The organism is Pseudomonas sp. Ps21-P2 (assembly GCF_039672565.1).
GTDB lineage: Bacteria > Pseudomonadota > Gammaproteobacteria > Pseudomonadales > Pseudomonadaceae > Aquipseudomonas.
This window is the reverse complement of record NZ_JBDFPL010000010.1, coordinates 68363-80501: the sequence shown is the minus strand read 5'-3', so window position 1 is coordinate 80501 and position 12139 is coordinate 68363. Positions and strand designations below refer to the sequence as shown.

At 62.0% G+C, this 12139-nt stretch carries 10 protein-coding genes; 8 read left to right on the top strand and 2 right to left on the bottom strand.

Translation table 11 applies throughout. From position 1 onward, the window contains the following. Window positions 1-43: 43 nt before the first annotated feature. Window positions 44-985 (bottom strand): LysR family transcriptional regulator, encoded by a 942-nt coding sequence (locus ABEH28_RS23340; protein ID WP_192173787.1) that lies wholly within the window; start codon window positions 983-985, stop codon window positions 44-46. A 121-nt stretch (window positions 986-1106) separates the two neighbouring features. On the opposite strand from ABEH28_RS23340, the gene ABEH28_RS23335 reads away from it, so the two are divergent. Both ABEH28_RS23335 and ABEH28_RS23330 read left to right on the top strand, forming a co-directional pair. Then, window positions 1107-2282, top strand: a complete 1176-nt coding sequence (locus ABEH28_RS23335; protein ID WP_282372791.1) for a fumarylacetoacetate hydrolase family protein — start codon at window positions 1107-1109, stop codon at window positions 2280-2282. Between the two features lie 48 nt (window positions 2283-2330). After that, window positions 2331-4115, top strand: a complete 1785-nt coding sequence (locus ABEH28_RS23330) for an IlvD/Edd family dehydratase (RefSeq protein ID WP_192173789.1) — start codon at window positions 2331-2333, stop codon at window positions 4113-4115. A 366-nt stretch (window positions 4116-4481) separates the two neighbouring features. On the opposite strand, the gene ABEH28_RS23325 is transcribed toward ABEH28_RS23330, so the two are convergent. Next, on the bottom strand, window positions 4482-5387 hold the full coding sequence (locus ABEH28_RS23325) for a LysR family transcriptional regulator (RefSeq protein ID WP_346631181.1): 906 nt from the start codon (window positions 5385-5387) through the stop codon (window positions 4482-4484). Between the two features lie 117 nt (window positions 5388-5504). Between ABEH28_RS23325 and ABEH28_RS23320 the strand changes: the two genes are divergently transcribed. From ABEH28_RS23320 to dxs, 6 genes are all read left to right on the top strand, one after another. Next, complete coding sequence (locus ABEH28_RS23320; RefSeq protein WP_346631180.1) at window positions 5505-6512, top strand: zinc-binding alcohol dehydrogenase family protein; 1008 nt, start codon at window positions 5505-5507, stop codon at window positions 6510-6512. 56 nt (window positions 6513-6568) lie between these two features. Beyond that, complete coding sequence (locus tag ABEH28_RS23315; RefSeq protein WP_346631179.1) at window positions 6569-7756, top strand: L-dopachrome tautomerase-related protein; 1188 nt, start codon at window positions 6569-6571, stop codon at window positions 7754-7756. Window positions 7757-7784: 28 nt separating this feature from the next. Next, a complete protein-coding gene (gene nfsB, locus ABEH28_RS23310; protein WP_346631178.1) occupies window positions 7785-8438 on the top strand; it encodes an oxygen-insensitive NAD(P)H nitroreductase in 654 nt (217 codons plus the stop codon). Window positions 8439-8840: 402 nt separating this feature from the next. Next, window positions 8841-9083 carry an exodeoxyribonuclease VII small subunit gene (locus ABEH28_RS23305; protein ID WP_062384761.1) on the top strand — a complete coding sequence of 81 codons (243 nt, stop codon included), beginning with the start codon at window positions 8841-8843 and terminating at the stop codon, window positions 9081-9083. Then, window positions 9080-9967, top strand: a complete 888-nt coding sequence (ispA, locus tag ABEH28_RS23300) for a (2E,6E)-farnesyl diphosphate synthase (protein ID WP_192173793.1) — start codon at window positions 9080-9082, stop codon at window positions 9965-9967. Before ABEH28_RS23305 ends, ispA begins: the two co-directional genes overlap by 4 nt. A 192-nt stretch (window positions 9968-10159) precedes the next feature. Then, window positions 10160-12049, top strand: a complete 1890-nt coding sequence (dxs, locus tag ABEH28_RS23295) for a 1-deoxy-D-xylulose-5-phosphate synthase (RefSeq protein WP_346631177.1) — start codon at window positions 10160-10162, stop codon at window positions 12047-12049. The last annotated feature ends 90 nt before the right edge of the window (window positions 12050-12139 follow it).

Sequence of the window (12139 nt, the reverse complement as noted above, 5' to 3'; positions counted from 1 at the left end):
GATAATGACTTGTTTCCATTGATTGATAACGCTGCGTTATCGCTTACTGACGCGCCAGCTGCGCATTCGCCAGCAGAATTTCGGCAAATTCTGACGCCGCCCCGAGCAACGGCTCACCTCGGCGGGTGAGGATTCCGTAATCCTGGGGCGCTAGTTTCAGCGGCGTGTTCAGCACTTTCAGCAGGCCGGAATCCAGATGCGGCTGCGCCATGGAAGCCGGCAACATGGCGATCATCGGCCCCGCCTGCAGCACTTGCAGAAAGGTCTGCATCGAGATGGTATCGATGGTGTTCTTCGGCACGGGAATTCCAGCTTTGGCGAACGCCTGCTCCATCCGTGCGCGAATCGGCGTGCCCAGCGGGTACAGAATCCATGGCCAGTTTCCGAGCGCCTGCAGCGGCGTCTGTGCTAGTTCGGTCAGCGGATGGCGACTGTTGACGACCATGCAGAACGGCTCCGGCGCCAACGCCTGAAAGTCGTACACCTGCTGCTGGTTTTCATTGGTGTAACGCGCCACCGCGAGGTCGAGCTTCTTGTCGTCGAGCATTTCCATCAGGTGGTCGCTGGTCTGCTCCACCACTTCGATCGACAGCAGCGGCCAACGCTGTTTCAACTGCACGATAGCTTCCGGCAGCACCACCGCAGTCGCCGCGAAGATCGCCCCCACCTTCAGAAAGCCATGGCCGCCCTCGCGCAAGCTGCTGATCTGATCAACGAACTTGCTCGCGTCATTCAGGGCGATCTGTGCGTAGCGCACCACATGTTCGCCGAGGGCGGTGGGCGGCATGTTGCGCGGCAGGCGCTCGAACACATCGAAGCCCAGCAGCCGCTCGATCTCCCGCAGCATTTTGCTCACCGCCGGCTGGCTAAGATTCATGTGCTGCGCCGCCGCGTGCATGTTGCGAGTGCGCGCCAGGGTTTCGATGAGCACCAGGTGCTTGAACTTGAGCCAGTTACAGACCGTAGAAAAGGAAATGTCTGACATGAGGAAGGCCTCGATGAGCGATAACCCAGTGTTATCGATTACTGAGCAGATGTCATTGGAGTTTATCGCCGGTGCTGATTAGGGTCGTTCGTAAATCATAAAAAGCGTTGAGGACTTCACCATGCCTATCCAGCTCACTCCCGAAAACACCCTCCCCGCCGACGGCCTGAATGGCACATTGATCGGTCGCGCGTGGGTGCCCGGACACATCAGCGGCCCATCGCCTGTGGTGCTGCGCAACGACGGCGTGTTCGATCTTTCATCGAGCTTCGCCACCTTGAGTGAGTTGCTGGAGCTGGAATCCCCTTTGGCCGCCGTGCGTGAAGCCCAGGGCAAACGTGTCGCCAGCCTCGAAGAACTGCTGGCGAATTCGACCGCAACGCCTGATCCCAACAAGCCGTACCTGCTGGCGCCGGCGGACCTGCAAGTGATCAAAGCCGCAGGGGTGACCTTCGCCGCAAGCATGATCGAACGAGTAATCGAGGAACAGGCGGCAGGCGATCCGGCCAAGGCGGAGAGCGTGCGCGCGATCGTACAGAACGCCATCGGCGACAACCTGCGAAACATCAAGCCGGGCTCCGAACAGGCGAGCACCCTCAAGGCGCTGCTGATCGAGCAAGGCATGTGGTCGCAGTACCTTGAGGTCGGCATCGGGCCGGACGCCGAGATTTTCACCAAAGCACCGGTGCTGGCGGCGGTGGGCAGCGGCAGCCAAGTGGGTATTCATCCGAAATCGGAGTGGAACAACCCCGAGCCGGAAGTGGTGCTGGCGGTGAACAGTCGCGGGCAGATCCACGGCGCAACCCTGGGCAATGACGTCAACTTGCGCGACTTCGAAGGCCGCAGCGCGTTGCTGTTGAGCAAGGCCAAGGACAACAACGCCTCGTGCTCGATCGGCCCGTTCATTCGGCTGTTCGACGAAACCTTCTCCCTCGATGACGTGCGCAACTGCGTGGTCGACCTGCAGGTAAAAGGCGATGACGGTTACGTGATGAAAGGCTCAAGCTCGATGTCGCAGATCAGCCGTGATCCCGCTGACATTGCCGGCCAGGCGCTCAACGCCAACCATCAATACCCGGACGGCTTCCTGCTGTTTCTCGGCACCCTCTTCGCCCCGACCGCCGACCGCGACCATGCCGGTGGCGGTTTCACCCACAAGCTGGGCGATCAGGTCAGTATCAGCAGCAGCCTGTTCGGCGGCCTGCACAATGAGGTGACCCACAGCAGTGACGCGGCGCCGTGGACATTCGGCGTCGGCGCGTTGATACGCAATCTCGCCGTGCGCGGTTTGTTGTAACGCTGAACACCTTATGCAGCACACCTAATTCCAAGAGAGACCCGAACCATGTCCGACACGCCGAAACGCCCCCTTCGCAGCCAGCAATGGTTCGATGATCCGGAACACGCCGACATGACGGCGCTGTACGTCGAGCGCTACATGAACTACGGCCTGACCCGCGAGGAGCTGCAATCGGGCCGACCGATCATCGGCATTGCTCAGACGGGTTCTGATCTGGCGCCCTGCAATCGTCATCACCTGGAGCTCGCCCAGCGGGTCAAGGCCGGGATTCGTGATGCAGGCGGGATTCCGATGGAGTTTCCGGTCCACCCGATGGCCGAGCAGACCCGCCGTCCGACCGCTGCCCTGGACCGTAACCTGGCGTACCTCGGGCTGGTGGAAATTCTCCACGGCTACCCGCTGGATGGCGTTGTCCTCACCACCGGCTGCGACAAAACCACCCCGGCCTGCCTGATGGCGGCAGCGACCACCGACCTGCCAGCGATTGTATTGTCCGGCGGGCCGATGCTCGACGGTCGGCACAAGGGCGAGTTGATTGGTTCCGGTACGGTGCTCTGGCATGCGCGCAATCTGCTGTCGGCCGGTGAGATCAATTACGAAGGCTTCATGGAAATGACCACCGCCGCGTCGCCGTCGGTGGGCCACTGCAACACCATGGGCACCGCGCTTTCGATGAACGCGCTGGCCGAGGCGCTGGGCATGTCGCTGCCGGGTTGCGCGAGCATTCCGGCGGCGTACCGCGAGCGCGGGCAGATGGCCTACATGACCGGCAAGCGGATCTGCGATCTGGTCCGTGAAGATGTGCGCCCCTCGCAGATCATGACCCGCGAGGCGTTTGAAAACGCGATCGCGGTGGCCTCAGCGCTGGGTGCTTCGAGTAACTGCCCGCCGCACTTGATCGCCATCGCCCGGCACATGGGCGTCGAGTTGAGCCTCGACGACTGGCAGCGCATCGGCGAAGACGTGCCGTTGCTGGTCAATTGCATGCCGGCCGGGAAGTACCTGGGAGAAGGCTTTCACCGCGCAGGCGGCGTGCCAGCGGTGATGCACGAGCTGCAGAAGGCCGGCAAGCTGCACGGAGAATGCGGCACGGTCTCCGGCAAAACCATTGGTGACATCGTGCGCAACGCCGTCGCCCACGACGCTGACGTGATCCGTCCGTACGAAGACCCGCTCAAACACCGCGCCGGTTTCATCGTGCTGAGCGGCAACTTTTTCGACAGCGCGATCATGAAGATGTCGGTGGTCGGCGAGGCGTTCCGCAAGACCTATCTGTCCGAGCCGGGCGCGGAGAACAGCTTCGAGGCGCGAGCCATTGTGTTCGAGGGCCCGGAGGACTACCACGCGCGGATCAACGACCCTTCGCTGGAAATCGACGAGCGCTGCATTCTGGTGATCCGCGGCGCGGGTACGGTCGGTTATCCCGGCAGCGCCGAAGTGGTGAACATGGCGCCGCCGTCTGCGCTGATCAAGCAGGGCATCGATTCGCTTCCGTGCCTGGGCGATGGCCGGCAGAGCGGGACCTCGGCCAGTCCTTCGATCCTGAACATGTCGCCGGAAGCGGCAGTGGGCGGCGGCCTTGCGCTGCTGAAAACCAACGACCGGCTGCGGGTGGATCTGAACAACCGCAGCGTCAACGTGCTGGTCAGCGACGAGGAAATGGCCGAACGCCGCGCGCTGTTCGAACCGAAAATGCCGGCCTCGCAAACCCCGTGGCAGGAGCTGTATCGGCAGTTGGTGGGGCAGCTGTCCACCGGCGGATGTCTGGAGCCAGCGACCTTGCATTTGCGGGTCATCGCACGAAGCGGAGAGCCGCGGCATTCCCATTAACGCCGCAGATGTGTCGGCTGCCAAGTGACGCGGAGCGTCACGAGCGGCATTACCACGCGGAGCGTGGGAACGATCAGGCCTGGAGCACGACGCTACTCAAACTGTGGGAGTGAGCTTGCTCGCGAAGAGGCCAGTACATCCGCCAAATCTTCAGCGGTTGAAATGCCGTCTTCGTGAGCAAGCTCACTCCCACATATTTTGCGTTCGCTCAAGTTGGTGGCGCACCGCAGGATCCACTACAGACCTTGATCGTTCCCACGCTCTGCGTGGGAACGCATTCTGGACGCTCCGCGTCCGCCGTCAGATGACGCAGAGCGTCAGGGGCGGCATTACCACGCGGAGCGTGGGAACGATCACAACTCATGCTCACAACAACGCCGGCAATCCCTTTTCCATTCCCGCAAAGCGGTTTTTCAACAGCGAATGCAACTGCTGCACCGCCGGTGAAAACTGTTTGCGGTGCGGGCAGACGAGGTTAAGCGGGGTCGGTTCGCCCGGGTAATCTGGCAGCAACAGTTCCAGCCGTCCGGCGTGCACGTCCTCGCAGACATCCAGCCACGACTTGTACGCCACACCCTGCCCCGCCACCGCCCAGCGCCTCACCAGATCAGCATCATCGGTGAGCAACGGGCCTGACACCGAAAACACTCGCCCGCCCAGCCGCCATTTGTCGTACACACGCCCCGCCAGCGTAAACAGCAAACACTCGTGTCGCATCAGGTCATCGGACACCATAGGCCGGCCCTTGCGCGCCAGGTACTCCGGCGATGCCACCAACACCCGGCGATTCCATGGCGCCAGCGCCAACGCGATGTAGTTCGCGTCTTCGATCACGCCGTAGCGAATGGCAACGTCCACCGGATCACGAAACAGATCGGCCACTTGATCGGAGATAAACAGGCGCAGATTCAGCGCCGGGTGCTGGCTGCGAAAATCCGTCAGCCACGGCAGCAGCATGTTTCGCCCCAGATCCGACGGCGCCGCCACCTGCAGCGTGCCTTGCAGCTCAGCGCTTTCCCGCTGCAGCTTTTCCCGGCCATCCCGTAACGCATCGAGCACCGTCTGGGCGGTCGGCAGGTACTGCTCGCCTTCAGCGGTAAGACGCAAGCTGCGCGTCGAGCGGGCAAACAGGCGAATATCCAGCTCGCGTTCGAGGCGCTTGATGGCCGCCGCGACTTGCCCCGGCAGCAGATCAACCTCCCGCGCGGCATTGGAGAAGCTGCCCAGCGCGGCGGTGCGAACGAACAGGGTCAGATCGTCGATTCGGATCATTTTCACTCCAGCCGTGAAAGTGTTGCCGGATTCTGCTGGTTTTTCTGCCTGACGAACAAGAACAAGATGGGTCCAACGTTTCAATACGCCTCTGTCATCCCATTTAGAGAGATCGCCATGAAAGCCGTCGCCTTCACCCAACACGGTCTGCCCATCGAAGATCCCAATGCGCTGCTCGATATGGATTTGCCCAAGCCAACGCCCGGCGCTCGGGATTTGCTGGTCGAAGTCAAAGCGATTTCGGTGAACCCGGTGGACACAAAAATCCGCGCCGGCTCTGCGGCCACCGACCCCAAAGTGGTCGGCTGGGACGCGGTCGGCGTGGTTCGCGAAACGGGCAGCGACGTCACGCTGTTCAAAGCCGGGGACGAAGTGTTCTACGCCGGTTCCATCGCACGTCCCGGCAGCTACAGCGAATTCCACCTTGTGGATGAGCGCATCGTCGGGCACAAACCCAAGACACTCGACAACGCCCACGCCGCCGCGCTGCCGCTGACCTCGATCACCGCCTGGGAATTGCTGTTTGACCGTCTGGGCGTTGAAGAAGGCGGCGGCGAAGGTGACAGCCTGCTGATCGTCGGTGCCGGTGGCGGCGTCGGTTCGATTCTGGTGCAACTGGCCCGCCAACTGACCAAGCTGACCGTGATCGGCACGGCGTCCCGTCCGGAAACCCGCGAGTGGGTCGAAAGCCTGGGCGCCCACCACGTCATCGATCACAGCCAGCCGCTGGTCGAGCAGCTGAACCAGATCGGCGTCCGCCAGGTGAGCCATGTCGCCAGCCTGACCCACACCGATTCGTACTTCACGCAGCTGATCGAGGCCCTCAAACCACAAGGCCAGTTGGCGCTGATCGATGACCCGAAATCCCTCGACGTCGTGCCGATGAAACGCAAGGCCCTGTCGCTGCACTGGGAATTGATGTTCACCCGCTCGCTGTACGAAACGCCGGACATGATCGCCCAACATGAACTGCTCAATCGCGTCGCCGACCTGATCGACCAGGGCGTACTGAAGACCACCCTCGGTGAGCATTTCGGCGCGATCAATGCTGAAAACCTGCGCCGCGCCCACGCCGTGATCGAAAGCGGCAAGGCCAAGGGCAAGATCGTTCTCGAAGGTTTCTGAACCTGTTTCCATTATTTGAATGGCCTGCTGCGGCAGTCCGGGAGTCGTTTGTGTCCATGAAACAGAACATGATGGTGTCGGCGCTGGCCCTGTCAGTCGCTTTGATCAGCCAGACCGGCATCGCCGCCACGATCGCGACCACCGCGCTACCCGCCAATGCACCGGCGGAAAAAACCATCGGTCAGCTTGAGCAGGTGTTCACCTTCCACGACGCCATGCCCACCGGCGTGACCGTGACGGAAACCGGGCGCATTTTCGTCAACTTCCCGCACTGGGGCGACGACGTGCCGTTTACCGTGGGTGAGATTCGTGACGGCAAAGTCGTCGCCTACCCCGATGCCGCCATCAACAAGGAAGATCCCAAAGACCCGGCGAAAGGGCTGATCAGCGTGCAAAGCGTGGTCGCCGACGGTCAGGGCCGCGTCTGGTTGCTGGACACCGCCGCACCGAATTTCGCCGCGCCAAAAGCCGGCGGCGCCAAGCTGGTGGCGGTTGATCTGGCCAGTAACAAGGTGGTCAAAACCCTGGTCTTCCCGGCCAACGTCATCCTGCCGAGCACCTACGTCAACGACATGCGCTTTGATTTTCGCAGCGGCAAGGAAGGCACGGTTTACGTGACGGATTCGTCGGTCTCCGGGCCCGGCGCGATCATCGTCATGGACATCGCCAGCGGCAAGGCGAGCCGTCGCTTGAGCGGCGCAAAATCCACTTCGGCCGATCCTGACTTCAAACCGGTCGTCGAAGGCCAAACCGCACTGGTCAGCAAAGGCCCAGACGGCAAGCCAAAAACCATGGCCGTTGCGTCTGATGGCATCGCCCTGTCCCCTGACGGCAAGACACTGTATTTCAGCGCGCTTTCCAGTCGCCACCTGTATGCCGTGCCCACCAAGATGCTGCGTGATGCAAGTGTGAGCGAGGCGCAACTGAACGCTGCGGTCAAAGATCTCGGCGAAAAAGGCGCGTCGGACGGTCTGGAAGCCGATGCCAACGGCGCGGTCTACGCCGGCGACTACGAACACAACGGCATCCGCAAACGCCTGGCCGACGGCAGTTGGCAGACCATCGTTCACGACCCTCGCGTGCTGTGGCCGGACACCTTGTCGGTCGGGCCGGATGGCTACCTGTATTTCACCGCCAACCAGCTGCAGCGCCAGGCCGGTTTCCACGATGGCAAGGATCTGCGCGAAAAACCCTACAGCCTGCTGCGGGTGAAGATCGACGCCGCGCCTGCACCGACTCGCTGATTCCGTTTTCCCATTTTGGAGATTCATCATGCAACTGACCGCACTGGCAAAATCGCGCTACACCACCAAAGCCTACGACGCCTCACGCAAGATCCCGCAGGAGACGATCCACGAGTTGCTGGAGCAACTGCGTCACAGCCCGTCATCGGTGAACTCGCAGCCATGGCACTTCATCGTCGCCTCCGATGAGCAGGGCAAAGCGCGCGTGGCCAAATCGGCCGAAGGTGGTTTTGCCTATAACGAAGCGAAGATGCTCAATGCCTCTCACGTCGTAGTGCTTTGCACCCGCACTGAAATGCCGGAATCGCACCTGCACGCCGTACTGGCCCAAGAAGCGGCTGACGGGCGCTTCGCCAACGACGAGGCCAGAGCCGGTCAGGACAAAACCCGTCGTGGCTACGTGGACATGCACAAATTCGATCAGAAAGACTTGCAGCACTGGATGGAAAAGCAAACCTACCTGGCGCTGGGCACCTTGCTGCTGGGCGCTGCATCGTTGGGCCTGGACGCGACGCCGATGGAAGGCTTCGACTTCAAGAAGCTCGACGAAGAACTGGGCCTGCGCGACAAGGGTTTCACCAGCCTGGTCGTGGTCAGCCTGGGCTACCGCAGCGACAGCGATTTCAACGCCAAACTGCCGAAATCGCGCCTGCCGGCCGAGACGGTGTTTACTTTCCTCTAACCCTTGCCGCACACGCCGGTAGGAGTGAGCTTGCTCTGGGCCGCATCCGGACGAAGACGGTCGTTCAGCCGCTGAAGATTTATCGGATGTCCCGGCCTATTCGCGAGCAAGCTCGCTCCCACAGGTCCATCATCTGCGGCCAACATCCGCGAGGCAGATGCAATTCTTGTGGGAGCGAGCTTGCTCGCGAAGAAGGTATTTCAGCCGCTGATTATTTAGCGGATGTTCGGGCCTCTTCGCGAGCAAGCTCGACTCCCACAGTTAGTCCGCCGGTAGTGACATCTTCGGTGTTTGACGGGAGTGCGGCAGCAGCGAGCCCTCATCTGCACCCCCTTCTCATTTGCCCCGATGCGTGCGCTCTGCTAGTGTCGCGCCGGTTTAACGTCTACCGGGATAGCCGCCATGGCCCGCAAGAAAGCTGCACTGGATTTCGAACAGTCCCTCACGGATTTGCAAACGCTCGTCGAGCGTCTGGAGAACGGTGAGCTGTCGCTGGAAGACTCACTGACCGCCTTCGAGCAAGGCATCCGCCTGACCCGCGAGTGCCAGAGCGCGCTGGCCCAGGCCGAGCAGAAAGTACAGGTTCTGCTGGAACGCGACGGCGAACTGGCCGAAGAGCCATTTGACGCGGAACAGCCGGAATGATCGCGGCGTATCAGGCACTCAGCCAGGCTCGCGTCAATGCGGCGCTGGAGACGCTGTTCGATGCGCCCGCCCCTGAATTGACCCGCCTTTACGCCGCCATGCGCTACAGCGTCACCAATGGCGGCAAGCGCGTGCGCCCGCTGCTGGTTTACGCCGCCTGCGAAGCCTTGGGCGGCAACGCCGAGCACGCCAACGGCGCGGCCTGCGCCGTCGAGCTGATCCACGCGTACTCGCTGGTGCACGACGACCTGCCAGCCATGGACGACGACGATTTACGTCGCGGCCTGCCCACCACCCACAAAGCCTTTGACGAAGCCTGCGCGATTCTCGCCGGCGACGGTCTGCAGACCCTTGCTTTCAGCGTGCTGAGCGATAACCCACTCACCCCGCAGAACGCCGACACCCGGCTGAAGATGGTCGCCACCCTCGCCCGAGCATCCGGCCCTGCCGGCATGGTCGGCGGACAGGCCATCGATCTCGGCTCGGTCGGGCTCAAGCTCGACCAGAAGGCGCTGGAATTCATGCACCGGCACAAGACCGGCGCACTGATCGAAGCCAGCGTCAGGCTTGGCGCCCTAGCCAGCGGCAACGCAACCCAGGTTCAACTCGATTCGCTGCAGATTTACGCCCGCGCCATCGGTCTGGCTTTTCAGGTCCAGGACGACATTCTGGACGTCGAAAGCGATACCGCCACGCTGGGCAAACGCCAGGGCGCCGATATTGCCCGGGACAAACCGACCTACCCCGCGCTGCTGGGTCTGGAAGAAGCCAAACATTACGCACTTGAATTGCGCGATCAGGCCCTTGTGGCGCTGAGACCGTTCGATGAGGCTGCGGAGCCCTTGCGCGCGTTGGCGCGTTATATCGTCGAACGCCGCAACTAGTCGAAGCCCGCAACGAGTCGAACCCCGCAACCAAGCGCAGGTCATAGGACTTATCGGGCGTGAGCGGCCTTGCTGCCGCTGCCCCATTTCGCCGGCAATCGTTTCTCCTGAACATCGCGTTGCTGCACATCGTGCGCAGCCGGTAATGCATCAGGTAAACTGCCGCCTCTTTTACTTATAACGATTCGCCTGATGCCCACGACGTTCAAAGAGATTCCCCGCGAGCGCCCGTCCACGCCGCTGCTCGACAAGGCAGCGACGCCGGACGGCCTGCGCCGCTTAGGTGAAGCAGAGCTTGAAGCCCTGGCTGATGAACTGCGCCTGGAGCTGCTCTACACCGTTGGCCAGACCGGCGGCCACTTCGGCGCCGGCCTCGGCGTCATCGAACTGACCGTGGCCTTGCACTACGTCTTCGATACCCCCGACGACCGGCTGGTCTGGGACGTCGGTCATCAGGCGTACCCGCACAAGATCCTCACGGGTCGTCGCGAGCAGATGTCGACCCTGCGCCAGAAAGGCGGCGTGGCGGCATTCCCGCGTCGCAGCGAGAGCGAATACGACACCTTTGGCGTCGGTCACTCCAGCACCTCCATCAGCGCCGCGCTGGGCATGGCGATCGCCTCCCGGCTGCAAGGCAGTGAGCGCAAGTCCATCGCCGTAATCGGCGACGGCGCACTGACCGCCGGCATGGCCTTCGAAGCGCTGAACCACGCGCCCGAAGTCAGCGCCGACATGCTGGTGATCCTCAACGACAACGACATGTCGATCTCGCGCAACGTCGGCGGGCTGTCGAACTACCTGGCGAAAATCCTCTCAAGCCGCACGTACACGAGCATGCGCGAAGGCAGCAAGAAAGTGCTGTCGCGTCTGCCCGGCGCGTGGGAAATCGCTCGTCGTACCGAGGAATACGCCAAAGGCATGCTGGTGCCCGGCACGCTGTTCGAAGAACTCGGCTGGAACTACATCGGCCCGATCGATGGTCACGACCTGCCTATCCTGATCGCCACCCTGCGCAACATGCGCGACCTCAAGGGTCCGCAGTTCCTGCACGTGGTCACCAAGAAAGGCAAAGGCTTCGCACCGGCCGAGGTCGACCCGATCGGTTATCACGCGATCACCAAGCTTGATCCACTCAACGCACCGGTCGTGCCCAAGAAAGCCGGCGGTCCCAAGTATTCCGGCGTGTTCGGCCAGTGGCTGTGCGACATGGCCGAAGCGGACGAGCGTCTGGTGGGCATCACGCCTGCCATGAAAGAAGGCTCGGATCTGGTTGCGTTCAGTGAACGTTTCCCGGAGCGCTATTTCGACGTCGCCATTGCCGAGCAGCACGCGGTAACGCTGGCAGCGGGCATGGCCTGCGAAGGCGCCAAGCCGGTCGTGGCGATTTACTCGACGTTCCTGCAGCGTGGTTACGACCAGCTGATTCATGACGTCGCCGTGCAGAATCTGGACGTGCTGTTCGCCATCGACCGCGCCGGTCTGGTGGGCGAAGACGGCCCGACCCACGCCGGCAGTTTCGATCTGTCGTACCTGCGTTGCATCCCCGGCATGCTGGTCATGACGCCGAGCGATGAAAACGAGCTGCGCAAAATGCTCACAACCGGTCACCTGTTCAAAGGCCCCGCCGCCGTGCGTTACCCCCGCGGCAACGGCCCCAATGCCGTGATCGAGAGCAGTCTCGAACCGCTGGAAATCGGCAAGGGCGTGGTTCGCCGTCAAGGTAGCAAAATCGCGATGCTGGTGTTTGGCGTGCAGTTGACCGAAGCGCTGATCGTGGCGGAAAAGCTCGACGCGACCGTGATGGACATGCGTTTCGTCAAACCGCTGGACGAGGCACTGGTGCGCGAAATGGCCGGCAGCCACGACTTGCTCGTGACGATCGAAGAAAACGCCATCATGGGCGGTGCCGGTGCGGCGGTCAGCGAGTTCCTGGCGCGAGAGAACATTCTTAAGTCAGTGCTGCACCTGGGCCTGCCGGATGTGTACGTCGAGCACGCCAAACCGGCGCAGATGCTGGCGGAGTGCGGGCTGGATGCTGCCGGGATCGAAGCGTCGATCAACCAGCGCCTGCTGAAGATGTAGACAGTTACAGGCGTAAGCGGGATGGCCGAGCGACCGGGTCATTCCGCAAACTTGTGAGAGTGAGCTTGCTCACGAAAACGTTTGTGCCTT

Bases quoted from the DNA above. Each gene is read 5' to 3' on its own strand.
- ABEH28_RS23325 (WP_346631181.1), bottom strand. From the start codon at position 5,387: ATGATCCGAATCGACGATCTGACCCTGTTCGTTCGCACCGCCGCGCTG.
- dxs (WP_346631177.1), top strand. From the start codon at position 10,160: ATGCCCACGACGTTCAAAGAGATTCCCCGCGAGCGCCCGTCCACGCCG.
- ABEH28_RS23340 (WP_192173787.1), bottom strand. From the start codon at position 985: ATGTCAGACATTTCCTTTTCTACGGTCTGTAACTGGCTCAAGTTCAAG.
- ABEH28_RS23330 (WP_192173789.1), top strand. From the start codon at position 2,331: ATGTCCGACACGCCGAAACGCCCCCTTCGCAGCCAGCAATGGTTCGAT.
- nfsB (WP_346631178.1), top strand. From the start codon at position 7,785: ATGCAACTGACCGCACTGGCAAAATCGCGCTACACCACCAAAGCCTAC.
- ABEH28_RS23335 (WP_282372791.1), top strand. From the start codon at position 1,107: ATGCCTATCCAGCTCACTCCCGAAAACACCCTCCCCGCCGACGGCCTG.
- ABEH28_RS23320 (WP_346631180.1), top strand. From the start codon at position 5,505: ATGAAAGCCGTCGCCTTCACCCAACACGGTCTGCCCATCGAAGATCCC.
- ABEH28_RS23315 (WP_346631179.1), top strand. From the start codon at position 6,569: ATGAAACAGAACATGATGGTGTCGGCGCTGGCCCTGTCAGTCGCTTTG.
- ABEH28_RS23305 (WP_062384761.1), top strand. From the start codon at position 8,841: ATGGCCCGCAAGAAAGCTGCACTGGATTTCGAACAGTCCCTCACGGAT.
- ispA (WP_192173793.1), top strand. From the start codon at position 9,080: ATGATCGCGGCGTATCAGGCACTCAGCCAGGCTCGCGTCAATGCGGCG.